Raw genomic sequence first — 24,623 nt, forward strand, 5'->3', positions numbered from 1 at the left:
ATCTTGAGTTGTCCGGTCAGGCGGCTCCGCGGCTGGCAGTGATGCACGTTCCCGGTGAGCCAGCCATCAACGATACGCCAGGAAACCGGTATCAGCCGTGATGGCAGGATGTTGTTGTGCCACGCACGCTGCCCGCAGTAGGGCCCGTCAGACCGGTTTTCGGCAGGCGAGGGATGCTGGCCGCCGGCGCCGCGCTCGCCGTGTTCGCGATGGCCGGCTCGGCCTGCAGTTCGCCGCCCGCTCCGCCCGCGGTCGACGAGCTCGAATCGCAATTGATGCTGGCCCGGCGCGACAGCGAGCTGGCGGCCGCGGCGGCCGCGGCGGCAGCCAACCCGGTCAACGCCGCATTGACCGAGGTCGCCGCCGAACGCACTCAACACGCGCGGGCGCTGGCCACCGAGATCGCCCGCCTCGCCGTCAACCCGACGTCGACGTCGGGTCAGACCACCAGCCCGACACCCCCCACGTCAGCTGCGGCGGCGCCACCACCGACATTGTCGGATGTGATCAATTCCTTGCGCGGGTCCGCGGCCAGCGCCAGTCACGTGGCGATGACGTCCTCGGGTTATCGGGCGGGCCTGCTCGGCTCGATCGCCGCCGCGTGCACAGCCTCGTACAGCGTTGCGTTGGTGTTCGGCGGATCGGCGTCATGACATCGGCGGAGGCGTTACCGGCCGACTCGGCACTGTGCGCTGCGCTGGCGACCGAATACGCCGTCATCTACGGCTACGGCATCGTGTCTGCGCACTGCGAACCCGACGTCAACAGCCTGGTCTCTTATTCGCTGAGTCAGCATCGGCAGCGTCGCGACCAGGTGATTGCCACACTCGGCGGCCGCTCGGTGGCCCCCCCGGTGGCCGCGGTGGGCTACCAGTTGCCGATGCCGGTCAACAACCCAACCGATGCGAACCGGCTGGCCGTGCGGATGGAGAAGGACACCGAGGTGGCCTGGCGCGCGGTGATCGAACAGGCTCAGACGCCGCAGGACCGCCAGTTCGCCGTGACCGCGCTAACTCAAAGCGCGGTGCTGGCCGCCCGCTGGAACCAGGTGTCGGGCACCGACCCGATCACCACGGCGTTCCCCGGCGGCGACTAGCAGTAGCGCCGAGCAGACGCAGAATCGCACGCGGAAGGCCTGCGCAATGCGACTCTGCGTCTGCTCGGCCGGCTGAGGCTAGCCCCCCGATACCGCAACCCTGATGTCGGTGGCGAGCCCGGCGCCGATCGCCAGGTCGCGGGTCTCGCCGGTGAACCGATTACGCAACTCGACCGTCCCGTCCGCCCAGCCGCGGCCCACCACGACGATCCAGGGCACACCGAGCAACTCGGCATCCTTGAACTTCACCCCGGGCGAGGCCGGCCGGTCGTCGAGCAGCACCTCAATGCCCAGCCGGTCCAGATCGGCGGCCAGCGCGGTGGCCCCGCCGCGCGCCTGCGCATCCTTGTTGGCGATCACCACATGCACGTCGAAGGGCGCGACCTCGGCCGGCCAGCGCAGCCCCAGCTCGTCGTGGTGCTGTTCGGCGATGACCGCCACCAGCCGCGACACCCCGAGGCCGTAGGAGCCCATGGTCAGCCGCACCGGCTTGCCGTCCTCGCCGAGTACGTCGACGGTGAAGGCGTCGGTGTATTTACGGCCGAGCTGGAAGATGTGAGCGACCTCGATGCCGCGAGCTGATACCAGAGTTCCGGCGCCGTCCGGAGACGGATCGCCGTCGCGGATTTCGGCGGCCTCGATGGTGCCGTCGGCGGTGAAGTCGCGGCCGGCGACCAGCCCGACGACGTGGCGCCCCGGCTTGTCGGCGCCGGTGATCCAGCTGGTGCCATCCACTACCCGCGGGTCGACGAGATAGCGAACGCCGTTGTCCTGCAACGCCTTCGGGCCGATATATCCCTTCACCAGAAACGGATACCTGGCGAAGTCGGCATCGTCAAGCAGCGTGTATTCGGCCGGTTCCAGCGCCGCGCCTAACCGCTTGTCGTCGACCGCACGGTCGCCCGGCACCCCAACGGCCAGCAGCTCCCAGTCCCCGCCCGGTCGGCGCACCTTGAGCAGCACATTCTTCAGGGTGTCGGCCGCGGTGACCGTGCGGCCCAGGTCGGCGCCGTTGGCCCACTCGACCAGGGTCGCGATGGTCGGGGTGTCACCGGTGTCGTGGACCACCGCCTCGGGCAGGCCGTCGACCGGCCGGGCCTCGGGGCGAGCGGTGACCACGGCCTCGACGTTAGCCGCGTACCCGGACTCCAGGCAGCGAACGAAGGTGTCCTCACCAACCGTGCTTTCGGCCAGGAACTCCTCGGAAGCGCTGCCGCCCATGGCCCCCGACACCGCCGACACGATGACGTAACGCACCGTGAGCCGCTCAAAGATGCGCTGATAGGCCTCTCGGTGTGCCTGGTAGGCGTTCTTGAGCCCGGCATCGTCGATGTCGAAGGAGTAGGAGTCCTTCATCACGAACTCGCGTACCCGCAGAATGCCGGCCCGAGGCCGCGCCTCGTCGCGGTACTTGATCTGGACCTGGTAGAGCACCAGCGGAAAGTCTTTGTAGGAACTGTACTCCCCTTTCACCGTGAGGGCGAAGATTTCTTCGTGGGTCGGGGCGAGTAGGTAGTCATTGCCGCGGCGGTCTTTCAACCGAAAAATGCTGTCGCCGTATTCGGTCCAGCGGTTGGTCGTCTCGTAAGGCGCACGCGGCAGCAGCGCCGGGAAGAGGATCTCCTGCCCGCCGATCGCGTTCATCTCTTCCCGCACGACGCGTTCGATGTTGCGCAGCACCCGCAGCCCCAGGGGCAGCCAGGTGTACAGGCCGGGCGCGATCGGTCGGATGTAGCCGGCCCGGATCAACAGCTTGTGGCTGGCAACTTCGGCGTCGGCGGGGGCGTCGCGCAGCGTGCGCAAGAACAGCTCGGACATCCGGGTGATCACAGCGCGACAGCCTAGCGGCGAGTGCGAGCGCGGCTGCCAGCCGGGCGAGGCGGGTCGCCGCCACCAATCACGGTGGGCCTGTGTATCCGCCAAATTGCAGTCAGGGCTGCTTTCCGCGGCAGATCACGACCCTGACTGCAATCTCACGAACGCCGAACTACAGCTCGCCGGCGTCGATCGCCTCCTTGACTTCCTGCGCGCGGGCCACCTGCGCGGCGCTGTAGCCGATGAGCAGAGAGACTCCACCGACGACAACGGCCACGCCGGCCATCCACAGCAGACCGTAGGTGTAGCCGTGGTCGAGCGCACGCAGCTGTGCCTTGTTCATGAATTTGACCGGGCCGGTTGTGCCACCCAGGTACAGCGTGCGCGACGTGATGACGGCCTGGATGACCGCCAAAACCACCGGGCCGCCGAGTTGCTGCAGCATCAGCGTGATCGCGGAGGTGGGTCCGATCCGGTCGAAGCCGACGCCGGCGATCGCCGAGAGCGCCAGCGGGATGATGATCATCCCGATCCCGATCCCGCCGACGGTGATCAGCACCACCAAGTCGAGGTAGGGCATGCCGCCGTCGAGCGTCGAACCGTAGATCATCGCGCCCAGCAGCAGGATCCCGCCGCTGATCACCACGACCCGCGGCGGGAACCACGACACCAGCTGCGAGGAGCCAGCCATGCCGATGCCCAGCGCGATCGCGAACGGGATAAAGCCGACACCGGCTCGCAGCGCGCTGTAGCCCATGATGTCCTGCACGTACAGCCCGATCGTGACGGTCAGGGTAAACAGCACGCCGCCGCCCAGGAAGATGGCCACGAAGGTGGCCAGCCGGTTGCGGTCGAAGAACAGGTCGAACGGGACGATCGGGTTCTCGGCGGTGCGCTCAATCATGGCGAACGCGATAAATGCAGCCAGGGCCACCGCGCCGGAACCGATGGTGGTAGCCGAGATCCAGCCCCTCTCGGGTCCCATCGAGAACGCGAAGACGGCGGCGGTACAGGTCAAGGTGGCCAGCACCGCTCCGGTGGCGTCCAGCTTCATCCGCTCCCGGTTGGTCTCCCGCAGCGTGGTGCGGGACAGGTAGAGCATCACCAGCCCGATCGGCACGTTGACCAGGAACGCCAAGCGCCACGACACCTCCGTCAGCGCACCGCCGACCACCAAGCCCATCACCGAGCCGACGCCGGTCATCGCGCCGAACACCGCCATCGCGGCGTTGCGCGCCGGCCCCTTGGGGAAGGTGGTAGCCACCAGCGCCAAGCCGGTCGGCGAGGCGATCGCGGCGCCGATGCCCTGCAGCAACCGGGCGGTGACCAGGGTGAAGTCGTCCCATGCGACACCGCACAGCGCGGAGGCGATGGTGAACAGCGCGACGCCGACGACGAAGGTGCGCTTGCGGCCGATGGTGTCGCCCAGGCGGCCGCCGAGCAGCATCAGTCCCCCGAAGGTCAGCACGTAGGCGGTGATCACCCAGCTCCGCCCGGCATCCGAGAGGCCGAGCTCGTTCTGGATCTTAGGAAGCGCGACGATCGCGATGGTGCCGTCCATCGTCGCCATCAACTGCATCCCGCCGATCGCGATGACTGCAGCGATGAACCTCCACGAGAGCAGCCACGTCGGATAAGATCTGCTCGCGGAATTCACGGCGGTTTTAGCGGCGTGCACTGGGGGCATATGGACTTCTCGCTCCGAGGGTTCAGACGTCCATTCGTGGACAGCCCGCTCTGCGTCGTTGAGAGCCGTCATAAGAACTTACCCTACAGTAGTCTTAGGAATCTTTTAAGCGCCGAATCCCGCTACCGTGCCGATCACGATGATCGCCGGGGGTCGAATTCCCTCTGAACGTATTTTTTCCGGTACGTCAGCGAGGGTGGCCCGCAAAACGTGCGCTGCGGCCGTCGTTCCCTGTTGGACCACCAGCACCGGCGTTTCCGCAGGTCGGCCGCCTTTCAGCAGGACCTCGGCGAAAAGCTCGACGCGCTCCACCGCCATCAGCAAAACGATGGTGCCCGACATCGCCGCTAATGCGTCCCAATTCACTAACGATTCGGGGTGCCCTGGCGCAAGGTGGCCGCTGACCACCACGAATTCGTGATTCGCGCCGCGGTGAGTGACCGGAACACCCACTGACGCGGGTACTGCTATGGCGCTCGTCACACCGGGCACGACCGTCACCGGAACGCCGGCCTCGACGCACGCCAGCACTTCCTCGTATCCGCGGGCGAACACGAACGGATCGCCCCCCTTGAGGCGCACCACAAACCGTCCGGCGCGGGCGTGGGAGATCATGACCTCGTTGATGGCGTTCTGCGCCATCGCCCGTCCGTAGGGAATCTTGGCGGCGTCGATCACCTCGACGTGAGGGGGGAGCTCGGCGAGCAGCTCCGGGGGCGCCAGCCGGTCGGCGACGACGACGTCGGCCTGGGCGAGCAGACGCCGGCCGCGGACAGTGATCAGTTCCGGATCGCCGGGGCCCCCGCCGACCAGCGCCACCCCGCCATGCACGACGTCGCTGCTCTCGACGCTTTCGCCGGTGATGACCCCCCGCTGGAGCGCCTCGCGGATCGCCGAGCGGATCGCGGCGGAGCGGCGGTGCTCGCCGCCGGCCAAAACTCCCACCGACAGCCCCGCGTAGTCGAACGTAGCCGGGGTCACCGCGCTGCCCTCGACCGCGATATCGGCGCGCACGCAGAAGATTCGGCGCCGGTCAGCCTCGGCGACCACCGCCTCGTTCACCTGCGCGTCGTCGGTGGCCGCGATCGCATACCAGGCACCCGCCAAGTCGCCGTCGCGATACTCCCGCAGCGACAAGGTGATTCCGCTCATCGCCTCGACCGCGCGGGTGGCCGTTCGGGTGATAACGTGGATGCCGGCTCCGCTGGCGATCAGCAACGGAAGTCGGCGCTGAGCCACAGTGCCGCCGCCGACCACGATGACCTTCTTACCGGTCAGCCGCAAGCCGGCCAGATAAGGATCCTCGGGCGACGTCACCCGCCGATTCTAGACTTTGCGGCAGCGTGAGCCACCAAGCGCGCCACCGCATCAGGGGTCGCAGCCGGGTGAGTGTGGAGATACGACGCGTGCACTCCCCCGTGCACCGCGCCATCGCGCACAGCGTCGCTGCGCTGACCCCGATACATCCACGCCGGCTGGTAGCCGCCGCTGAATCTGACCGCGGTGCGGTGGAATTCGTGTCCGACCACCCGCTGGCCGGCACGGTAGGGAACCGAATCGGCCACCGCCACCGCGTCGCGATAGCCCAGCGTGAGCTGTTCGGTGAACGAGGCCGATCCGGCCAGCACGTCGCACATCGGATGCCCGTCGAGCTGGGAAACCAGGTACAGCAGTCCAGCGCATTCGGCCTGGATCGGCGCACCGGCGGCAGCCAGTGCGTTGATCTGCCGGCGGGCCATGTCATTGCCGGACAGCTCGGCGGCGAACTGCTCGGGGAATCCGCCGGGCAGCAACACCGCATCGGTACCGTCGGGCAGCGGGTCGACGAGCGGGTCGAACTCCGTGACGTCCGCGCCGCATGCCCGCACGAGTTCGGCATGTTCGGGGTAGCCGAAGCTGAACGCCTTCCCGCTGGCCAGCGCCACGTTGACCGGCGCTGCGACCGGTTGGCCCGCGGCGGTCGACGGGTCCCACGCCGGATCGGTGACAAGGCTTCGGGCGAGCCGCGATACTGCGCGCAGATCGACGTGGCGGGCGATCAGCGTCGTCATCGCCTCGACCGCGGCATCAGCCCGCCGCTCGTACTCGACAGCGGTCACCAGGCCCAGATACCTTGACGGCACTTCTAGTTCATCGCGGCGCGGAATCGCGCCCAGCACCGGGACACCGGCCTGCTCGCACGCCTGCCGCAACACCTGCTCATGGCGCGCCGAACCCACCCGGTTGAGAATGACACCGGCGATGCGCGTCGCGCTGTCGAACGTCGAAAACCCATGCAGCAGCGCGGCGATGCTGTGGCTTTGGCCCCGGGCATCCACCACCAGGATGACCGGGAGGCCCAGCAGACCAGCGACATGCGCGGAGGACCCGGATGCCGGTATGCGCGCTTGCGCGTCGATGCGGCCGTCGAAAAGACCCATCACCCCTTCGATCACGGCGATGTCGGCACCTGCGGCGCCGTGCGCGTACAGCGGCCCAATCAGCTTCTCCCCGACCAGGACTGGGTCCAAGTTGCGGCTGACGCGCCCGGCGGCCAGCGCGTGATATCCCGGGTCGACGAAGTCCGGGCCGACCTTGAAAGGCGCGACGGCATGGCCTGCCTGTCGCAGCGCGCCGATCAGCCCCGTCGCGACGGTGGTTTTTCCGCTGCCCGACGCGGGCGCGGCGACCATGACGGCGGGGACACTCACGCTCTGCCCCACGTGCGTGAGCGCGCGCAAAATGACAGTCGCGGCGGCGTGTCGGCGTACAAACACGCGCGCTCGCGGCAACGTGGGGTCACCATTCGATGCCCTTCTGCCCTTTGCGGCCGGCATCCATCGGGTGCTTGACCTTGGTCATCTCGGTGACCAGATCGGCGACTTCGAGCAGACGCGGCGGAGCGTCACGACCGGTGATCACCACATGCTGATTGCCCGGTCGCGTCAGCAGGGTTTCCGCCACCTCGTCGACGTCGATCCAGCCCCACTTCAGCGGATAGGTGAACTCGTCGAGCACGTAGAAGTCGTGCTGCGCAGCGGCCAGCCGACGGCTGATCTCGGCCCAGCCGTCGGCGGCCGCCGCGGCATGGTCGTCGCCGCCGCCGGTCTTACGCGTCCAGGACCAGCCGGCGCCCATCTTCTGCCATTCCACCGGGCCACCCAGCCCGTGCTCCTCGTGCAGTCGCCCCAGCTGGTGGAACGCCGCCTCCTCGCCGACCTTCCACCTGGCGCTCTTGACGAACTGGAACACCGCGACGCTCAAGCCCGAATTCCATGCCCGCAACGCCATTCCGAAGGCGGCCGTCGACTTTCCTTTGCCGGTACCCGTGTGCACTGCCAGCACCGGCACGTTGCGTCGGGCCCGGGTGGTCAGGCCGTCGTCGGGGACGGAAAGCGGACGGCCCTGCGGCATGAGCGCTTACCTCTCGGCGATTCAGGCCGCGCTGCGCACGACATAGGTCAGATGATCGGCTCGCAAGTGCTCGAGCCGCACCGACGGCGCACCCAGCTGCGCCGCCAGCTGCTGGGCCAGCCCAAGCCGCACATACGACGTTTCACAATCGACGACGACCGCGGCGGCGCCTTCGGCGACGATGAGCGCCGCCGCAGACCCGCTGCGGCCCAACGGGTCCCGTCCCGCGTTGGCCCGGCCGTCGGTGAGCACCACCACCAAGGCGCGCCGCGACCGGTCACGGACCTTCTCGCGGACCACCAGTTCGCGTGCGGCGAGCAGACCTTCCGCGAGCGGCGTTTGGCCGCCGGTGTCAAAACGCGACAGCCGGCGCGCCGCGATGTGCGCCGATGCCGTCGGCGGCAGCAGCAGCTGCGCGTCCTGCCCGCGGAAGGTGATCACGGCGACCTTGTCGCGGCGCTGATAGGCGTCGCGCAACAGCGACAACGTGGCGCCGCTGACTGCGGCCATCCGGTCGCGGGCCGCCATCGATCCCGATGCGTCGACGACGAAGATGACCAGGTTGCCCTCGCGGCCTTCCCGTACCGCTCGGCGGACATCGCCGGGCCCTAGCCGCAGTCGCCCGGCCCCCTCGGCGCGCCCAGCGGCGGCCAACACCGTGGCGAACAGATGCAGGCCGTACCCGGCCGTATCGTCTTCGGTGGCGGCCACCGCGGCACCGGTTGCGTTGCGGGCCCGCGACCGACGCCCCGGCGCACCCGCGCCCACGCCGGGCACCGTCAGCGCGCGGGTGCGAAACGTCGCCGACGGTGACGCACTGGGCCTCGATGTTTGTGGGCGCGACGAATTCAGCTGCGGCTCAGCATCGTTCATGCCTTGTCCGGCGCCGGGCGGGTCAGGTTCGGGATCGGGGTCATCGGGCGGCCCGGCCAGGTCCGGGTCGGCGGCGGCTAACGCCGCGTCGAGTTGGCCCGGGTCGATTCCGGGATCGTCGAACGGGTCGCGGCGGCGGCGGTGCGGCAGCGCCAACTCGGCTGCCACCCGGATATCGTCTTCGCCCACCGTGTCACGGCCACACCAGGCGGCGTGCGCAACCGCGGTCCGGGCGATCACCAGGTCAGCGCGCATGCCATCGACGTCGAACGCGGCGCACAGCGCAGCGATCCGCCGTAACTCCTTGTCCGGCAACGTCACACCGCCGACAAGCCGGCGCGCGGAGGCGATCCGGCGGGCCAGCTCGGCGTCGTCGGCGGCGTAGCGCTGCGCGAAAGCGTCCGGGTCGGCCTCGTAATCCATTCGCTGCCGGACAACCTGGCTCCGCACATCGACGTCGCGAGACGCATGCACGTCGACGGTGAGCCCGAACCGGTCCAGCAGCTGCGGGCGCAGCTCGCCTTCTTCGGGATTCATCGTGCCGATCAAGACAAACCGTGCCTCGTGCGAATGCGAAATCCCGTCGCGCTCAACATGCACCCGCCCCATCGCGGCGGCATCCAGCAGCAAATCGACCAGGTGGTCGGGCAGCAGGTTGACCTCGTCGACATAGAGCACACCGCCGTGGGCGCGGGCCAGCAGCCCCGGTGAAAACGCGTGCTCGCCGTCGCGCAATACCCGCTGCAGATCCAGCGAACCGACCACCCGGTCCTCGGTGGCGCCGATCGGGAGCTCGACCAGACGCGCGTCGGCCGAGCCATCCGCCGTCGACAGCAGCGCGGCCAGGCCACGCACGGCCGTCGACTTGGCGGTGCCCTTCTCGCCACGGATCAGCACGCCACCGACCTCCGGGCGCACCGCACACAAAATCAGCGCCAGCCGCAGCTGGTCGTGGCCGACGATCGCGCTGAACGGGTACGTTTTCACAGCTGCCCCGCGAAACCCGGTTTGACCATCGGCACGTGCGGAACGCCGTCGTCGACGAAGTCGTCGCCGTCCCGGACGAATCCGTGCTGGGCATACATGTCCGTCAAATAGGTCTGCGCGTCGATGCGGCAAGGATAGTCGCCGACCTCGGCCAGCGCCGCGTCAAGCAGCCGAGTGGTGTGGCCCTGACCGCGCACACTGCGTTCGGTGCACAACCGCCCAAGCCGAAATGCCTTCTTCCCGCCCGCGTGTTCTTCCATCAACCGCAGGGTGCAGATCACCGCGCCGTCGGGGGCTTGCAGCCAAAAATGCCGGGTTTCGGCGAGCAGATCACGCCCGTCCAATTCGGGATAGGGGCGGGCCTGTTCCACCACGAAGACCTCCACTCTCAGCTTGAGCAGCGCGTAAAGTGTCGCAACGTCAAGGTCTTTGGCCCACGCGCGGTGCAACGTCGCAGTCATGCGCGTCGCTGCTCCTCACCGCTTGGCGCTGCATCGTCGCGGACGCGGGTCATGACGCGCCCGCCGGGTCGTCCAGCCGCAGCGCCTTGGCGCCCCATGACCACACCTCTTCGAACAGCCCCGGTTCCTCGCAGAGGGTGGCTCCTAACGACGGCACCATGTCTTTGAGGGTAGGCAGCCACGCCTGATACCGGCCGGGAAAGCAGCGGGCCAACACGTCGAGCATCGCCGACACCGCCGTCGAGGCCCCCGGTGACGCTCCCAGCAGACCGGCGATGCTGCCGTCGGCGGCACTTAGCACCGTGGTGTCGAATTCGAGTTCCCCACGTCTGCGCTTGGTGGGCCGAATCACCTGCACCCGCTGACCGGCCGTCGTCAGCTCCCAATCGGAATCCACTGCGCTGGGCACGAATTCGCGCAGCCAACGGACCCGGTCGGAATGCGAAAGCCGCAGCTGGCCGATCAAGTAGTTGACCAGTTTCCTCTGTGTGACGCCGACGCTGATCATGACCGCCAGGTTGCCCGGCCTGATGGAGCGGGGCAGATCGGTGATATGGCCGTGCTTGAGGAATTTCGGCGACCACCCGGCGAAGGGCCCGAACAGCAGCCAGGGCTTGTCGTTGACAATCCGCGCGTCGAGATGTGCCGCCGTCATCGCCGGCGCGCCGACCGCGGGTAAGCCGTAGACCTTCGCCCGGTGCCCAGCGGCGATCGCGGGTCTGCCGCTGCGCAAAAACTTGCCGGCGATCGGGAAACCGCCGAATCCCTTGGCTTCTGCGATGCCGGACTTCTGCAGCAGCGGCAACGCCTGCCCGCCGCCACCGACGAACACGAATTTGGCGGTCAGCTTGCGGTTTTCGCCGGTGTGGCGGTTGCGAACGGTCAGCGTCCAGCTGCCGTCATGCTGACGGGACAGGTTGCGCACCTCGTGACCGAACAACGCCGCCGTCCCGTTGCGCACGCAAAAGCCGATGAGTTGCCGGCACAGGGCACCGAAGTCGACGTCGGTGCCATCGGCGGCCCAATCCAGCGCGAACGGTTCGGAAAAGTCGCGTTTGGCGGCCATCAACGGCAGCCGGCGGGCGAACTCGTCGGCGTCGTCGATCCATTCGCTGCGAGCAAACAGTGGATTAGGCGCCAACGCCTCGCGGCGGCGGCGCAGATAGTCGACACGATCGGCGCCCTGCACAAAGCTGACATGCGGAACCGGGCGCAGAAAGCCGCGCACATCCGACAGGATGCCGTTTTCGGCCGCATAAGCCCAGAACTGACGGGTGAGCTGGAATCGCTCGTTGACGCGCACCGCTTTGCTGACGTCGACCGAGCCGTCCGGCTGCTGGGGTGTGTAAAACAGCTCGCAGAGCCCGGAATGTCCAGTGCCTGCGTTATTCCACGCGTCGCTGCTCTCGGCCCCGGCCGCGTCCAGCCGCTCCACCAAAGTGATCGACCACCCGGGCTCCAGCCGCCGCAACAACACGCTCAGGGTGGCGCTCATGATGCCCGCCCCGACCAACACCACATCGGCCTTCGCGGTTGCCGCTGGGTCTGACACCGGGTTGCTGGTCCTTACCTGCTCGCGTGAACGGGCCGCATTCCACCCTATCCCGCGGCGACGGATTCAACACCGGTGTCGCCGCCTATGCCGCCCGCATCATCCTGATGGCCCTAGGATGCGCTCCAATCCGCGACGTGCCCGAGGACGTCCATGCCGCCCTGCGTTCGAAGGCCGCTGCGGTCGGGCTCTCCCTGTCGGAGTACATGCTGCGGGAAGCAACCCGGGTGGCTGAGCGCCCAGCCATCGCCGATGTGTTGCGCCGCAACGAACGACGGGAATGGGGTGTGGCGCCCGGCGAGGCGGTCGCCGTCGGTCGCTGCGACTCGCCCGTTTCCGAATCCACCTCGCCCGATACGAGGCAAGTATTGAGCAGCCGGTGCCGAGTAGCTTGTGCACGGACGGCGGCAACGGCTTGCGCTCCGCCGGCCCGGTCGTTTTGGCTCGACCCGGCTGAATCTCGCACGCTTTACGCTGGCGTGCGTGACTGGCTGGCACCCCGACGTCCTACCCGGCTACTGGCAGCTCACCATCCCGTTGGGTGACGATCCCGACGGCGAGGGCGACGTCGTCGCGACCCTGCTGCGCCGTGGTGACGAAGTGAGGACCACCGATGCCGTGCTGGCCGTGCACGGATACACCGACTACTTCTTCCACACCCCGCTCGCCGACCACTTTGCCGACCGCGGATTCGCCTTTTATGCGCTCGACCTGCAGAAGTGCGGGCGGTCGTGGCGGACCGGCCAAACCCCGCACTTCACCACCGACCTGGCCCGCTACGACGCCGAACTCGACCGCGCGCTCGCGGTGATCGGCGAGCAGACCGGTCCGGCGCGGGTGCTGGTGTACGGCCATTCCGCCGGCGGGTTGATCGTGTCGCTGTGGCTGGACCGGTTGCGTCGGAGACGCAGCAGCAGTGGCGCGTCCGCACGCGCCGGCGTGACGGGACTGGTGCTCAACAGCCCGTTCCTGGATCTGCCCGGCCCGGCAGTGCTGCGCTGGCCGACGACGACAGCCTTGATCGCCGCGATCGCCTGCACCGGCGTTAAGCGGGTCGCCCGCTCCCCGAGCGAAAATGCCGGTGGTTACGGCGCCAGCCTGCACCGCGACTACTACGGCGAGTTCGACTACAACCTGCAGTGGAAACCGCTGGGCGGCTTCCCCATCACCTTCGGCTGGCTGCGCGCGATCCAGCGTGGCCTGGCGCGGCTGCACCGCGGGCTCGACGTCGGCGTGCCGAACCTGATCTTGCGGTCAGATCGCAGCGTGCCGGAAACCGCGGACCCAATCGCTTTGCAATGCGGTGACGCGGTTCTCAACGTGGCACATATCGCCCGCTGGGCCGGCTGCATCGGCAACCACAGCACCATCGTTCCGGTGACCGACGCCAAGCACGACGTGTTCTTGTCGATGCCGCAGCCGCGGAAGGTAGCCTACCGACAGCTGGACACTTGGCTTGATGACTACCTGGGTGCCACCTCCAACGTCACGTCCGAAAGCGGTTGAGGGAGCAGACAGATGGAGACCTACGACCTCGCGATTATCGGAACCGGCTCGGGCAACAGCATTCTCGACGAACGCTACGCCGGCAAACGAGTCGCGATCTGCGAACAGGGAACATTCGGCGGAACCTGCCTGAACGTCGGATGCATCCCCACCAAGATGTTCGTCTACGCCGCCGAAGTCGCCGAGATCATCCGGGCTGCGGCCCGTTACGGCATCGACGCGCACATCGACCGGGTGCGCTGGGACGACATCGTCTCGCGCGTCTTCGGGCGCATCGACCCGATCGCGATCGGCGGTGAGGACTATCGACGAGCCTCACCCAATGTTGACGTCTACGACCGGCACACCCGATTCGGCACGGTCCAGCCCGACGGTCGGTACCTGCTGCGCACCGACGGCGGCGACGAGTTCACCGCCGAGCAGGTGGTGATTGCCGCTGGCGCGCGACCGATGATCCCGCCGGCCGTCGTCGAATGCGGAGTCCGCTACTACACCAGTGACACCGTCATGCGGGTACCCGAGTTGCCCGCGCACCTGGTGATCGTCGGGGGCGGTTTTGTGGCAGCCGAATTCGCGCACATCTTCTCCGCACTGGGCGTCCGGATCACCCTGGTGATCCGCGGCGGCGCCCTGTTACGCCACCTCGATGACACGCTGTGCGAAAGGTTTACCCGCATCGCATCGACCAAATGGGAACTGCGCACCCACCGCAACCTCATCGGCGCCCAGCAAGACCGCTCCCGCATCGTGCTCGAACTCGACGACGGTTCGACGCTGAGCACCGACGCGCTGCTAGTGGCGACCGGCCGGCGCCCCAACGGCGATCAGCTGGACGCCGAGCAAGCCGGCATCGAGGTCGACGACGGCCGAATCGTCGTGGATGAATACCAACGAACTTCGGCGCGCAACGTTTTCGCGCTCGGCGATGTGTCGTCGCCCTACGAGCTCAAGCACGTGGCCAACCACGAAGCGCGCGTCGTGCAGCACAATCTGCTTTGCGACTGGGACGACGCCGAGGCGCTGGTCGCCACCGACCACCGCTACGTTCCCGCCGCGGTGTTCACCGATCCGCAGATCGCGACCATCGGGCTGAGTGAAAATGAAGCTGTCGCGAAGGGTTTCGACGTATCATGCGCTATTCAGAATTATGGGGGTGTCGCCTACGGCTGGGCGATGGAGGACAGCACCGGCATCGTCAAACTGGTCGCCGACCGCGGGACCGGGCGACTGCTCGGTGCGCACATCATGGGACACCAGGCATCGTCGATCATTCAGCCGCTGATCCAGGCGATCAGCTTCGGACTGCCTGCCCAGCAGATGGCTCGCGGTCAGTACTGGATTCACCCGGCGCTGCCAGAAGTCGTCGAGAACGCGCTACTCGACCTGTCGTGAGTCCCGCCGGCGGGTTGAGCCTAGGGCGCCGTGGTCGCACTGCCGATCAGCCGAACCACGCCCGGCGCCCCGGATCAGCGGTGGGATCAATCGGAAACACAACCGGCCGCCCGATCCGGGAGCGTGCGCTGCTGCTCGTCATCCAGGCCGGAATACAACATCGCGTAGGCGCGATCCTCCTCGGCCAGCACCGCCCGTGGGTCCCAGTCCTCCCCGATCGCCGCCAGGATGGCAGCCCGGCGGCGCGCGACCCCCGCAGACGGGATGAGCGTAGGCCCGCCGCAGTTTTGCGTGAGAGGCCACTATCGGCGTACGCAGGCGCAGGTGACCCAAACCAACGCCTGGCCACCTGCCCCCGCGCTGTGTTTGGCGGCTGTGAAATCTCGGCGGGCTCCCAGGTGTAGAACAGTGCCTGTGGGCTCTGCTGCCGTCAGTGCGCCGCGGCGGTGATCCGCCGTGCACGAGCTGTCGTTGTGCCAAGCGATTGCCGGTGTGGTCAAGCCATACGCAGACGGCCGCCACGTCGATGTCGTGCGGGTCACGATCGGCGCCCTTCGCCAGGTGGTCCCCGACTCGCTGTCGTTTTGCTGGATGCTGGTCCGAGACTACGAGGACATGCCCGACGCCGAGCTGGAGCTCGAGTTCGTCAACGCCGAAGTGAGCTGCCGCTCCTGCGGCCACCAGTCGACGATCGACTCGCGCTGGTCATTGTTATGCCCGCATTGCGAGAGTGCCGACGTCGAGGTGCTGCACGGCAACGAGTTCTTGGTGACGTCATTGGAGGTCTCGTGAAAGGAATTGGCGATGGGTAGATTTCATCGGCACGACGACGGAACCGCGCATACCCACGACCACGACGATCACAGTGGCTATCACACCGGTTCCCAGCGGATCGACGTGCTGGAGGCGATCTTCGCCGAGAACGACATCCGGGCCGACTTTAACCGACACGCGTTCGAAGACAACCGAGTTCGTGCTGTCAACCTGATGAGCTCCCCCGGCTCGGGCAAGACGACGGTGTTACAGGCCACCCTAGACGAACTGGCCGACGAGATCGCCGTCGGGGTGATCGAGGGCGATATCGCCACCGACCTGGACGCGGCCAAGCTCGGTGGCCGAGGCGCCCAGATATCCCTGCTCAATACCGGCAACGGGTTCGGCGGCGAATGTCACCTCGACGCACCGATGGTGAACCGCGCGCTGCAGGGACTGGATCTGGCCAGCCTCGATCTCGTCATCATCGAAAATGTCGGAAACCTGGTCTGCCCAGCCGAGTTCGACGTTGGCGAGCATGCAAAAGCCATGGTGTACTCGGTCACCGAGGGCGACGATAAGCCGTTGAAGTACCCGGTGATGTTCCGCGCCGCTGACGTGGTGCTGCTCAACAAGATCGACTTGGTCCCCTACCTGGACGTCGATGTCGGCACGTACATCGCCCGGGTCCGCGCCGTCAACCCGACAGCGACGGTTTTGCCGATCAGCGCCCGCACCGGTGCCGGCATGGCCGACTGGTTCGGTTGGCTGCGACGGTTCACGGTGGGCCACGTCGGCTAAAAGCAACCGTGGGCCGGCGTTTTAGTGGCGTATACCGCCGGAGCGTTTAATCGCTTACCTGACAACTTGAGTTTCGCAGTTTGGTCAGTGTGGCGGGTGTGATTTTTGGGGTGATTGTGACTTGATTGGCGTGTCGTCGTGATCAGGCCGTGATCAGGCCGTGATCGTGAAGAAAGCATCGGCGGATGGCATGCACTCGCCCAGATGTTCGAGACGCCGCCGATGCTTGCGGCCTGAGCTTACCGGCCTCGTGGCGTGAACTGCCGGCAACACTGCGGCCGGTGTTTGGCCGGTCGGCGACGTTCGGGGTGGTCGCGCTGCTGGCAGCCGGGCTTGTCGCCCGCACCATGGGGCGCACCGTAGCCAGCATGCCCGCCGGCGCGGGAATGGCCGCGCTGGTGTCGTTTCACTCGGACTGCCGGTTGTTCTGCACCTATCGCCGGGACACCGGCCAGCCGGGCCTGGCGATCGCGCGGCTGATCGTCGAGCGGTTGCTCGGCGCCGGCGCGGCGGTCGCCGCCGCCGTCGATGACACCTTGTTTCGGCGCTGGGCCGGCAAAGGCGCCGCCTCCCCGGTGCGGCCGACCCGCGATATGATCGCCGTGCTTGCGCAAGCGTTCTGGCACAAGCAGATCCACGCTGCGGGCGACGCCGCCTGCCACGGCAAGCCGCTGCCGATGCCCGGCGCCACGATCACCACCCGGCTGCCGGCCAACGCAGCCCTGCGCACTTTGGCGTCGCCGCCGTGCCCTTCGGGTTCTTGATCCAGACCCTGGTGATCATCTGGCACATCCTGTTCGGCTATCGCCCCGATGACCTCACAGCCCGCCACTCCGCCGGGCCCTGGTATGACCACAAGGCCCAACCCGCCTTCGAAGACACGCTCGCCAAGCTCCGCCGCGCCCTGATCGCCGCCCGATTTAACGGCATTGGCCCAGCTCAACCCGATCCCCACAAATACCGCGACAACGAACTGGCCTGCGCCGCAGCCGCCGCACAACCGCGAAAGCCGAGCGACAACACATGCAACTAATTGGCAAGACTAATTGTGTTGCTGATGGGCACGCGCCGACTGCGATCGGCGCTCAGAATACCCCTCGACCGCCGAAGTCATGCCGAAAATCCGGAAAACCCGTACGGGGTTTCCGAATTTGCCAATACAGCGTTGACAAGGTAGTTGAGCGAGGGTAGACCCAGAAAACAGCGCCGCGTAAGCGGGCCGACCGTCGACCCCCGTGGCGTCAGGGAGAAGACACTGGTGGAAGTCCGGGCCGGTCGCACTAAGACCTGGGAGAAGTTCACCGTGCCCGATGAGGGCATCGGCTGCGGATTCACCGAGGCGGTGCGTGGGGTGCTGAGCCACCACATGGTGATTCGCGACGGCAAGATCGCCAACTACCACCCGTACCCGCCCACCCCGTGGAATGCCAACCCGCGCGACAGCTTTGGCACGCCGGGCCCCTACGAGGACGCGGTGCAGGGCCAGCCGATCTTCGAGGAGAACGACCGGGAGCACTTCAAGGGCATCGACATCATGCGCACGGTGCGCAGCTTCGACCCGTGCCTGCCTGCGGCGTGCACATGTACCTGGGCAAGGGCAAGACACTGGAGCGGCTGCATTCACCAACACAAGCAGCGACCGGGGAGTGATGTATGGCTGATCGCCCCGAGGAGTTGCAGGGGGACACGCACTGGCGCTCGGCGGGTGATCGAATCCAGACGCTGCTAGACGCGACGTCGTCCGGCGGAACGGTCGCGCGTGAACGCGCCGAGCAGCTGGTTCGCGAGGTGGTCGACCTGTACGGCGCGGGCTTGGCGCGGATCATGGCGGCAGTAGGCGATCGGGCGGATCCCAGCACCGTTGATCGCCTGGTCACCGACGACTTGGTGGCCAGCCTGCTGCTCGTCCATGGCCTGCACCCGCACACCGTGCGACGTCGGGTATCCGATGCGCTCGACCGGGTCCGGCCATATCTAGGCTCGCACGGCGGCGATGTGCACCTGCTCGACGTCGCCGGCGACACCGTGCAGCTTGCGTTCGCCGGTAGCTGTAAGAGTTGTCCGTCGTCGGCGGTGACGCTGGAGCTGGCGGTGGAGGATGCGATTCGCGCCGCCGCACCGGAGATTTCGTCGACGTCGAGCAGGAACCGATCACGTTGGCAATGGGGCGTTTTGGGTCCTGTCGGCGCGATCGCGCGTTCCCTGATCGGCACCCACGTCATCGCGCACGTCATTGGCGGCAAGTTCGTCTCGCTGCTCGAACCACCGCTACCCGCCGCTGACGCGGCATCCCGATGTAGCCGGCGCCGCTGTTTCCCGGTGCTGGCCGGCGCGCCGGGCGCTGCGGATCTGCTGCTGATCTCCCCGATCATCCTCTACGACCACCCCGAGATCGCCGAGCAGAGCGAAACCGCGCTATACGACCGCACCGAGATCGACGAGATCCTGACCTTGCGGGTGATGACGATGACCGACCAAGAGAAGGCGCAGGCCCGGGCGACCGACCCGCTGGCCGCGCAGATCATCGACCGCTGTGACGCCATGTCGCCCGAAGCCATGTCGCGCCTCGTGGTCGAGGACGATCCGGCGGCCGACCTACACGACTGGTACGGCCGCTACCTGTACTTCTCCCCCGACGAAGTCGAGCCGCTCGAAACCACCACCACCACCACCACAGAAGGGATTCGTCATGGCGATCGTAGGATGGGTGTTCATCTTCCTGCTGGGCCTGTTCGTTGTGATCGGAGTCGTGATAGGGCTGATATCCCTTCCGGACGCCCGCCGGTACCTCAAGATCCGGCACATGTAGCGTCGCCGGACGGTCCGATTCCATTGCGCATTCTGGTGGCCGGCATCGGCAACATCTTCCTCGGCGACGACGGGTTCGGCTCCGAGGTGGTCCGGCACGTCCCAGTCCAGCAGGACGATCCGGGCGTGCGGGTCGTCGACTACGGGACCGGGGGCATGCACTTGGCTTACGACCTGCTTGACGACTGGGATGCGCTGGTCATCGTCGACGCGGTCCCCGGTCGCGGCAGCCCGGGCGCTTTGCACGTCTTCGAGGCCGACCATGAATCGCATTCGGCCACGGCCGCTCTGGACGCCCACAGCATGGATCCCGCGGCCGTCTTCGACAGCCTGAAGGCACTCGGCGGCAGACCGCCCTACACGGTCGTCATCGGCTGCGAGGCCGGCAGCGTCGACGACGGCATCGGCCTCACCGACGCCGTCGCGGGCGCGGTGCCACGGGCCGTCCACGCCGTTGCGGAGGTCGTCGCGGGTCTGCGGTCTCGGTTACCGGCGGCATCCGTCGAAGGGCAGGGCTGAGCGATGTGTCTGGAGGAAACGTTCGCGCCCGGCGACTGGGTGATCATCCACATGGGGTTCGTCGTCGAAAAGACCGACCGGGCCGGCGCCGAGCAGGCAATGGCCGGTCTGGAGTTGATGGGCCGGGGCCGCGATGATGACTGACACGCTCATGCGACCCGTCGACGTCCGGCAACGGTTCACCGTGACCGGTGTCGTGCAGGGGGTGGGGTTCCGCCCGTTCGTCCACCGGATCGCCACCGAGCTGGGGCTCACCGGATTCGTCGGCAATAATTCCGGCGCGGTCTTCCTGGAAGTGCAGGGACTCGGTGCACGCATCGACGAATTCGGTCGGAGGCTGCGCGCCGAGGCACCGCCGTTGGCGGCGATCAACGCTGTCCACGTCGTCGATGTCGACACGCTGTCCGACAGCGGCTTTCGCATCGTGGAGAGTCAGCCGGTCGCCGGTGTCAGCACCCCGATTCCGCCCGACATCGCCGTCTGCGACGAGTGCATCGCCGAGTTGTTCGACCCGAACGACCGCCGCTACCGGCACCCCTTCGTGACGTGCACCAACTGCGGTCCACGGTTCACCATCATCCGCGCCCTGCCCTACGACCGCCCGGCCACCACCATGTCGACATTCAGCATGTGTGAGCGGTGTGCCGCCGAATATCGCGACCCCGCCAACCGGCGCTTCCACGCGCAGCCGATCGCCTGCCCGGACTGCGGGCCCCTGCTGTGGTTCGCCGCGCACGGCGAGCGGGTCGACGGATCCGATGCCGCGCTGGCGGCCACCCAGCAGGCGCTGGCCGCGGGCGCCGTGGTCGCGATCAAGGGCATCGGCGGCTATCACCTGGCTTGTCGGGTCGACGACGCGGCGGCAGTCGCCGCGCTGCGCACCCGAAAAGCCCGCGCCGCCAAGCCATTCGCCGTGCTGGTGCGTGATCTCACCGTCGCTCGCCGCTACGCGCGCGTCGACGCCACCGAAGCCGCGGTACTCTCGAGTGCCGCCCGGCCGATCGTGCTGTTGCGGCGTCGCCGGGACGCGCCGCTCGCCGAGGCCGTCGCCCCCGGCAGCCCACTCATCGGCCTGATGCTGCCGTACTCACCGATCCATCACTTACTGCTCGCGCCCGTCCCGGGTGTCGACGCACCGGCACCGGACGCCCTCGTGCTGACCAGCGCCAACCGCTCCGACGACCCGATCTGCTTCACGGAGGATGATGCCGCGCTCAGGCTTTTGCGGCCTTCCGCCCCCTTGTGCGACGCGGTCCTCGATCACGACCGGCCGATCCACGTACCGTGCGATGACTCGGTGGTCCGCGTGGTGGACGATCGGGAACTGCCGATCCGCCGGTCCCGCGGATACGCGCCGCTGCCCGTCGACCTCGGCCGAGACGGACCGGCGGTGCTGGCGGTCGGCGGCGAACTGAAGAACACCTTCTGCCTCACCGACGGCTCCCGCGCATACCTGTCCGGGCACATCGGCGACATGGAGACACTGGAGACCCTGCGGGCGTTCGAGCGCGCGGTTAACCAACTCAGCGAAATCCGCTGCACGCCGGTGCGATTGGCCGCCGACTTGCATCCGGGGTATCACACCCGCGGTTGGGCGGAGCGCAGGGCGGGCGATCGACCGCTGGATCTGGTTCAGCACCACCACGCGCACGTGGTGTCACTGCTGGCCGAGCACGGCCGTATCGGTGAGCCCGTGATCGGGGTTTCGTTCGACGGCACCGGCTACGGCTGTGATCAAACGATCTGGGGCGGCGAGATTCTCAAGCTCGGCCGTGACAGTCACCGGTTTGTCCGGGCCGGCCACCTGATGCCGGTACCGCTACCCGGCGGTGACGCCGCCGTGCGCAATCCGTGCCGGATGGCGCTGTCGCAGATGTGGGCGGCGGAGATCGACTGGACACCGGACCTACCCCCGGTCTCTGCGGCGACGCCAGCCGAACTGCGCCTTATCCGCTCGCAATTGGAATCCGGCGCCGGATGCGTGCCGTGCTCGAGCATGGGGCGGCTGTTCGACGCGGTCGCATCCCTGCTGGGGCTGCGACACCGCATCGAATACGAAGGCCAGGCCGCCATCGAGCTCGAGGCACTCGCCGACTCGATCGGCGACACGGCGGGACCGACGCTGCGGCTGGCGGTACGCCCCGACGGGGTGATCGATCCCGCCGGCATGCTGCGGGCCATGGTGACGGCCCTGCGCGCAGGTCTGCAACCGGCGGTGCTGGCTGCCGAGTTCCACCGCGCGGTCGCGGTCGCCGTCACCGAGGCGGTGGGAAAGGTCGCCGGGCCGGTGCGGTTGGTGGGCCTCACCGGCGGGGTGTTCCAGAATGTGTTGCTGCTGCAGGAGTCTCGGAAACGGTTGCAGCAGGCTGGGTTCGAGGTGCTCACCCATCACACCGTGCCACCCAACGACGGCGGGCTGGCGCTGGGCCAGGCCGCGATTTCCGTGCTGACCGCCTTGGAAGAGGCTGAGTTGCGATGACGATCACTGCGATCGATCGCGGGGTTGGCGCCGAGCTGGCCGCTGATCTGGCCGCCGCCGCCTTCACCCTCGCCAAGCGGTTCGCGGCGGGTGCGACCATGTGGTCCATTGCGCCGTTGTGGGAGCCGCATGCGCTGCACATCGCGGTCGAGTTCGTGCATCCGGTGATCATGGGCAAACGCGCACTGCCGGCCGTTGCCCTGACCGGACCGGACCTGCTCGATCTGGCGCGGGTGTCGGTGCAGCCCGGCGACATCGTGATCGGGGTTGGTGGCGCCGATGACCCCAGCCTGGGTTCGGTGATGCGCCGCAGCCCGGCCTGGGGCGCCACCACCGTATGGATCGGCAGCGGTGAACGGCCCCCGGCCGGTGTGGCCGATCACGTGCTGTGGCTCGACGATCCCGATCCCCGGATCCCCGCGACGGGCGGCTTTGTGCTGTTTTATCACCTGTTGTGGGAGCTCACCCACGTGTGTTTCGAGCACTCGGGACTGCTCAAACCCGCATCCGCCGAGCAGGTTTGCGTCACGTGTAGCGACGAGGGAAGGCTGGGCGAGGTGGTGTCGCCGTCGACCGACGGGATGGCCGCGGTGCGCACCGCGCGTGGCGTCGAGAACGTGGCGACGACGCTGATCGACCCGGTCGCCGCCGGCGAGCTGGTCCTGGTGCACGCGGGGACCGCGATCAGTCGCATCGAGGAGCGGCGGCGCCCATGAGTGAAGAGCCCACCAACTTCCTGTATCCGTTCATCGACGCACAGGAAGACAACCTGGAATCGCTACTTGCCGACCTCGCCGCGTCAGCACAGGCGAAGGCCACCGAGAGCCTGGCGCTGCGGCGCGGCACGTTGGAAGCCAACGCCGACCTGCTGGAGGCGGCTGCTAGCGAGATGGCACGCCGCTTCGCGGCCGGCGGCCGGATGTTCACCTTCGGAAACGGCGGCAGCTGCACCGATTCCACCACGTTGGCCGCCCTGTTCTCCCGTCCGCCTGCCGGAAAGCCGTTACCCGCTTGGTCGTTGACGGCCGATCAGGCGATTATGACCGCGTTGGGTAACGACGTCGGGTTCGAGTTGGTGTTCGCCCGCCAGTTGATCGCCCGCGCCAAGGCCGGCGACATCGCGATCGCGATGTCGACCAGCGGAAATTCGCCCAACCTGCTTACCGCGCTGGCGCAGGCTCGCCAGCGTGGTTTGTACACCACCGGTTTCGCCGGATATGACGGCGGCGCGTTCGCGGACAACCCAAATGTGGACATCTGCTTCACCGTTCGCTCGCAAAGCGTGCATCGGATTCAGGAATCGCAAGCGCTGCTGGGCTATAGGCTGTGGTTGGCCATCCAGCAACGGGCCGACGATCCAGGTTTGGGGGCCGCATGAGCAAGTCAGCAGGTGAATACCTGTCGTCGGGACCGGGGTTCGCCGAGGGCGAGGTGATCGAGCGGATCGAGGTGTTCCGGCGGCGCCGCCCCCGGTTGCTTGATGACCACGTGAACCTGGGGCACGGAGCGGGCGGCAAGGCCTCGGCCGCGCTGGTCGACGCGGTGTTTGTGGAGGCGTTTCGCAACCCGCTGCTGGAGTCGCTTGGCGACGGCGCAGTTCTCACGCTGCCCGGCGGTGACCGGCTGGCGATGTCCACCGATTCATTTGTGGTGGCGCCCAGGCGTTTTCCCGGCGGCTCCGTCGGCGAGCTCGCTGTGCACGGCACCTGCAACGACGTTGCGATGACCGGCGCGGTGCCGGCCTGGATCTCGGCGGCATTCGTGCTGGAAGAAGGTTTTGCGATCGCCGAGCTGAAGGAGATCGTCGCCGACATGGCCGCGGCGGCAGTCAACGCCGGAGTGCAGATCGTCACCGGCGACACCAAGGTGGTGCCCAAGGGCGCCGCCGATGGCGTGTTCGTCACCACCACCGGGGTCGGTGTCATTCCCGCAGGACGCAGCCTTTCGCCCGCGTCGATCCGCGCCGGCGACAAGGTGCTTCTGTCGGGCTCGATGGGCGACCACGGCATGGCGGTGATGCTGGCCCGCGGCGACCTGGCCATCGAGGCCGAAATCCATTCCGACACCGCCTGCCTCAGCCCGCTGGTGGAACTGCTGATGACGGCCGCGCCATCCACCCGCTGGCTGCGGGACGCGACTCGGGGCGGGGTCGGCACCGTCTGCAACGAATTGGCTCAGGCTTGTGGTCTGGGGGTGCTGCTCGAGGAGGAGCGACTGCCGGTGGCGCCCATGGTCAATGGCGCGTGCGAGCTGCTCGGCATCGATCCGCTCTACGTGGCCAACGAGGGCAAGTTTGTCGCCGTCGTCGCGCCCGAAGAAGCCGAGGCGGGGCTGGCCGCGTTGCGGTCGCATCCGCTGGGCGCCGACGCCGCCGAGGTCGGGCAAATCGTCACCGAACCGGCGGAAAGCGTGGTCCTGCGTACCGGATTCGGCGGTACCCGGATTGTCGACATGCTTGTCGGCGACCCGCTGCCGCGAATCTGCTGAGCGAAGAGGAGGAG

General features: G+C 67.5%; 22 protein-coding genes and 3 pseudogenes. 16 read left to right on the forward strand and 9 right to left on the reverse strand.

The features are described from left to right. Positions 1 to 116 precede the first annotated feature (116 nt). Together M5I08_RS18980 and M5I08_RS18985 are read left to right on the forward strand one after the other, a co-directional pair. Positions 117 to 653, forward strand: a complete 537-nt coding sequence (locus M5I08_RS18980; protein WP_370328510.1) for a hypothetical protein — start codon at positions 117 to 119, stop codon at positions 651 to 653. Continuing rightward, entirely contained in the window at positions 650 to 1,096 is a 447-nt protein-coding gene (locus M5I08_RS18985; protein WP_219065494.1) for a ferritin-like domain-containing protein, read from the forward strand. Before M5I08_RS18980 ends, M5I08_RS18985 begins: the two co-directional genes overlap by 4 nt. 78 nt (positions 1,097 to 1,174) lie before the next feature. On the opposite strand, the gene M5I08_RS18990 is transcribed toward M5I08_RS18985, so the two are convergent. From M5I08_RS18990 to mqo, 8 genes are all read right to left on the reverse strand, one after another. Then, positions 1,175 to 2,926, reverse strand: coding sequence for a proline--tRNA ligase (locus M5I08_RS18990; protein WP_219065495.1), 1,752 nt, complete (start codon positions 2,924 to 2,926; stop codon positions 1,175 to 1,177). A 157-nt stretch (positions 2,927 to 3,083) separates the two neighbouring features. Continuing rightward, the gene (locus M5I08_RS18995) at positions 3,084 to 4,598 is read right to left on the reverse strand and encodes an MFS transporter (RefSeq protein ID WP_370328511.1); all 1,515 of its coding nucleotides are present in this window, start codon (positions 4,596 to 4,598) and stop codon (positions 3,084 to 3,086) included. A gap of 105 nt (positions 4,599 to 4,703) precedes the next feature. Continuing rightward, a complete protein-coding gene (gene cobA, locus M5I08_RS19000) occupies positions 4,704 to 5,915 on the reverse strand; it encodes a uroporphyrinogen-III C-methyltransferase (RefSeq protein ID WP_219065497.1) in 1,212 nt (403 codons plus the stop codon). Further along, entirely contained in the window at positions 5,912 to 7,288 is a 1,377-nt protein-coding gene (locus M5I08_RS19005) for a cobyrinic acid a,c-diamide synthase CobB (RefSeq protein ID WP_219065498.1), read from the reverse strand. Before M5I08_RS19005 ends, cobA begins: the two co-directional genes overlap by 4 nt. An 88-nt stretch (positions 7,289 to 7,376) precedes the next feature. Continuing rightward, a complete protein-coding gene (cobO, locus tag M5I08_RS19010; RefSeq protein WP_219065499.1) occupies positions 7,377 to 7,991 on the reverse strand; it encodes a cob(I)yrinic acid a,c-diamide adenosyltransferase in 615 nt (204 codons plus the stop codon). Between the two features lie 21 nt (positions 7,992 to 8,012). Next, the gene (locus M5I08_RS19015) at positions 8,013 to 9,851 is read right to left on the reverse strand and encodes a magnesium chelatase subunit D family protein (protein ID WP_219065500.1); all 1,839 of its coding nucleotides are present in this window, start codon (positions 9,849 to 9,851) and stop codon (positions 8,013 to 8,015) included. Beyond that, positions 9,848 to 10,312, reverse strand: a complete 465-nt coding sequence (locus M5I08_RS19020) for a GNAT family N-acetyltransferase (RefSeq protein ID WP_219065501.1) — start codon at positions 10,310 to 10,312, stop codon at positions 9,848 to 9,850. Before M5I08_RS19020 ends, M5I08_RS19015 begins: the two co-directional genes overlap by 4 nt. 49 nt (positions 10,313 to 10,361) lie before the next feature. Further along, complete coding sequence (mqo, locus tag M5I08_RS19025) at positions 10,362 to 11,807, reverse strand: malate dehydrogenase (quinone) (RefSeq protein WP_249763406.1); 1,446 nt, start codon at positions 11,805 to 11,807, stop codon at positions 10,362 to 10,364. Between the two features lie 540 nt (positions 11,808 to 12,347). On the opposite strand from mqo, the gene M5I08_RS19030 reads away from it, so the two are divergent. Continuing rightward, positions 12,348 to 13,370 carry an alpha/beta hydrolase gene (locus tag M5I08_RS19030; protein WP_219065503.1) on the forward strand — a complete coding sequence of 341 codons (1,023 nt, stop codon included), beginning with the start codon at positions 12,348 to 12,350 and terminating at the stop codon, positions 13,368 to 13,370. A 12-nt stretch (positions 13,371 to 13,382) separates the two neighbouring features. Continuing rightward, positions 13,383 to 14,762 carry a mycothione reductase gene (gene mtr / locus M5I08_RS19035; protein WP_219065504.1) on the forward strand — a complete coding sequence of 460 codons (1,380 nt, stop codon included), beginning with the start codon at positions 13,383 to 13,385 and terminating at the stop codon, positions 14,760 to 14,762. Positions 14,763 to 14,848: 86 nt separating this feature from the next. Here mtr and M5I08_RS19040 read toward each other — a convergent pair whose 3' ends face one another. After that, the gene (locus M5I08_RS19040) at positions 14,849 to 14,953 is read right to left on the reverse strand and encodes a DUF6400 family protein (RefSeq protein WP_249762902.1); all 105 of its coding nucleotides are present in this window, start codon (positions 14,951 to 14,953) and stop codon (positions 14,849 to 14,851) included. A 265-nt stretch (positions 14,954 to 15,218) separates the two neighbouring features. Here M5I08_RS19040 and M5I08_RS19045 point away from each other — a divergent pair, with 265 nt between their 5' ends. The 12 genes and pseudogenes from M5I08_RS19045 to hypE all read left to right on the forward strand — a co-directional run bounded on the left by M5I08_RS19045 (position 15,219) and on the right by hypE (position 24,609). Further along, entirely contained in the window at positions 15,219 to 15,554 is a 336-nt protein-coding gene (locus M5I08_RS19045; RefSeq protein WP_219065505.1) for a hydrogenase maturation nickel metallochaperone HypA, read from the forward strand. A gap of 12 nt (positions 15,555 to 15,566) precedes the next feature. Then, the gene (gene hypB, locus M5I08_RS19050) at positions 15,567 to 16,316 is read left to right on the forward strand and encodes a hydrogenase nickel incorporation protein HypB (RefSeq protein WP_219065506.1); all 750 of its coding nucleotides are present in this window, start codon (positions 15,567 to 15,569) and stop codon (positions 16,314 to 16,316) included. Positions 16,317 to 16,501: 185 nt separating this feature from the next. After that, the gene (locus M5I08_RS19055) at positions 16,502 to 17,080 is read left to right on the forward strand and encodes a hypothetical protein (RefSeq protein ID WP_219065507.1); all 579 of its coding nucleotides are present in this window, start codon (positions 16,502 to 16,504) and stop codon (positions 17,078 to 17,080) included. After that, complete coding sequence (locus M5I08_RS19060) at positions 17,062 to 17,349, forward strand: hypothetical protein (RefSeq protein WP_219065508.1); 288 nt, start codon at positions 17,062 to 17,064, stop codon at positions 17,347 to 17,349. Before M5I08_RS19055 ends, M5I08_RS19060 begins: the two co-directional genes overlap by 19 nt. A 213-nt stretch (positions 17,350 to 17,562) precedes the next feature. Then, positions 17,563 to 17,966, forward strand: a pseudogene (locus M5I08_RS19065) (nickel-dependent hydrogenase large subunit); the annotation flags it as partial. Between the two features lie 3 nt (positions 17,967 to 17,969). After that, positions 17,970 to 19,018, forward strand: a pseudogene (locus M5I08_RS27005) (NifU family protein). Between the two features lie 124 nt (positions 19,019 to 19,142). Further along, positions 19,143 to 19,643, forward strand: a complete 501-nt coding sequence (locus M5I08_RS19075) for a hydrogenase maturation protease (RefSeq protein WP_219065576.1) — start codon at positions 19,143 to 19,145, stop codon at positions 19,641 to 19,643. Between the two features lie 3 nt (positions 19,644 to 19,646). Beyond that, positions 19,647 to 19,787 (forward strand): annotated as a pseudogene (locus M5I08_RS19080) (HypC/HybG/HupF family hydrogenase formation chaperone); the annotation flags it as partial. Beyond that, a complete protein-coding gene (hypF, locus tag M5I08_RS19085) occupies positions 19,780 to 22,122 on the forward strand; it encodes a carbamoyltransferase HypF (RefSeq protein WP_219065577.1) in 2,343 nt (780 codons plus the stop codon). The pseudogene M5I08_RS19080 and the gene hypF, both read left to right, overlap by 8 nt. After that, positions 22,119 to 22,838 (forward strand): HypC/HybG/HupF family hydrogenase formation chaperone, encoded by a 720-nt coding sequence (locus M5I08_RS19090; protein ID WP_219065509.1) that lies wholly within the window; start codon positions 22,119 to 22,121, stop codon positions 22,836 to 22,838. Before hypF ends, M5I08_RS19090 begins: the two co-directional genes overlap by 4 nt. Next, positions 22,835 to 23,500, forward strand: coding sequence for a D-sedoheptulose-7-phosphate isomerase (locus tag M5I08_RS19095; RefSeq protein WP_219065510.1), 666 nt, complete (start codon positions 22,835 to 22,837; stop codon positions 23,498 to 23,500). Before M5I08_RS19090 ends, M5I08_RS19095 begins: the two co-directional genes overlap by 4 nt. Continuing rightward, positions 23,497 to 24,609 (forward strand): hydrogenase expression/formation protein HypE, encoded by a 1,113-nt coding sequence (gene hypE / locus M5I08_RS19100; protein ID WP_219065511.1) that lies wholly within the window; start codon positions 23,497 to 23,499, stop codon positions 24,607 to 24,609. Before M5I08_RS19095 ends, hypE begins: the two co-directional genes overlap by 4 nt. Positions 24,610 to 24,623: the final 14 nt, after the last annotated feature.

It is taken from the genome of Candidatus Mycobacterium methanotrophicum (assembly GCF_023515995.1).
Taxonomy (GTDB): Bacteria; Actinomycetota; Actinomycetes; order Mycobacteriales; family Mycobacteriaceae; genus Mycobacterium; species Mycobacterium methanotrophicum.

Excerpts from the sequence above, each read along its gene's own strand:
- M5I08_RS18985 (WP_219065494.1), top strand. The coding sequence starts at position 650 with ATGACATCGGCGGAGGCGTTACCGGCCGACTCGGCACTGTGCGCTGCG.
- M5I08_RS18995 (WP_370328511.1), bottom strand. The coding sequence starts at position 4,598 with ATGCCCCCAGTGCACGCCGCTAAAACCGCCGTGAATTCCGCGAGCAGA.
- cobO (WP_219065499.1), bottom strand. The coding sequence starts at position 7,991 with ATGCCGCAGGGCCGTCCGCTTTCCGTCCCCGACGACGGCCTGACCACC.
- M5I08_RS19020 (WP_219065501.1), bottom strand. The coding sequence starts at position 10,312 with ATGACTGCGACGTTGCACCGCGCGTGGGCCAAAGACCTTGACGTTGCG.
- mqo (WP_249763406.1), bottom strand. The coding sequence starts at position 11,807 with ATGAGCGCCACCCTGAGCGTGTTGTTGCGGCGGCTGGAGCCCGGGTGG.
- mtr (WP_219065504.1), top strand. The coding sequence starts at position 13,383 with ATGGAGACCTACGACCTCGCGATTATCGGAACCGGCTCGGGCAACAGC.
- hypB (WP_219065506.1), top strand. The coding sequence starts at position 15,567 with ATGGGTAGATTTCATCGGCACGACGACGGAACCGCGCATACCCACGAC.
- M5I08_RS19055 (WP_219065507.1), top strand. The coding sequence starts at position 16,502 with ATGGCATGCACTCGCCCAGATGTTCGAGACGCCGCCGATGCTTGCGGC.
- hypF (WP_219065577.1), top strand. The coding sequence starts at position 19,780 with ATGACTGACACGCTCATGCGACCCGTCGACGTCCGGCAACGGTTCACC.
- M5I08_RS19090 (WP_219065509.1), top strand. The coding sequence starts at position 22,119 with ATGACGATCACTGCGATCGATCGCGGGGTTGGCGCCGAGCTGGCCGCT.
- M5I08_RS19095 (WP_219065510.1), top strand. The coding sequence starts at position 22,835 with ATGAGTGAAGAGCCCACCAACTTCCTGTATCCGTTCATCGACGCACAG.
- hypE (WP_219065511.1), top strand. The coding sequence starts at position 23,497 with ATGAGCAAGTCAGCAGGTGAATACCTGTCGTCGGGACCGGGGTTCGCC.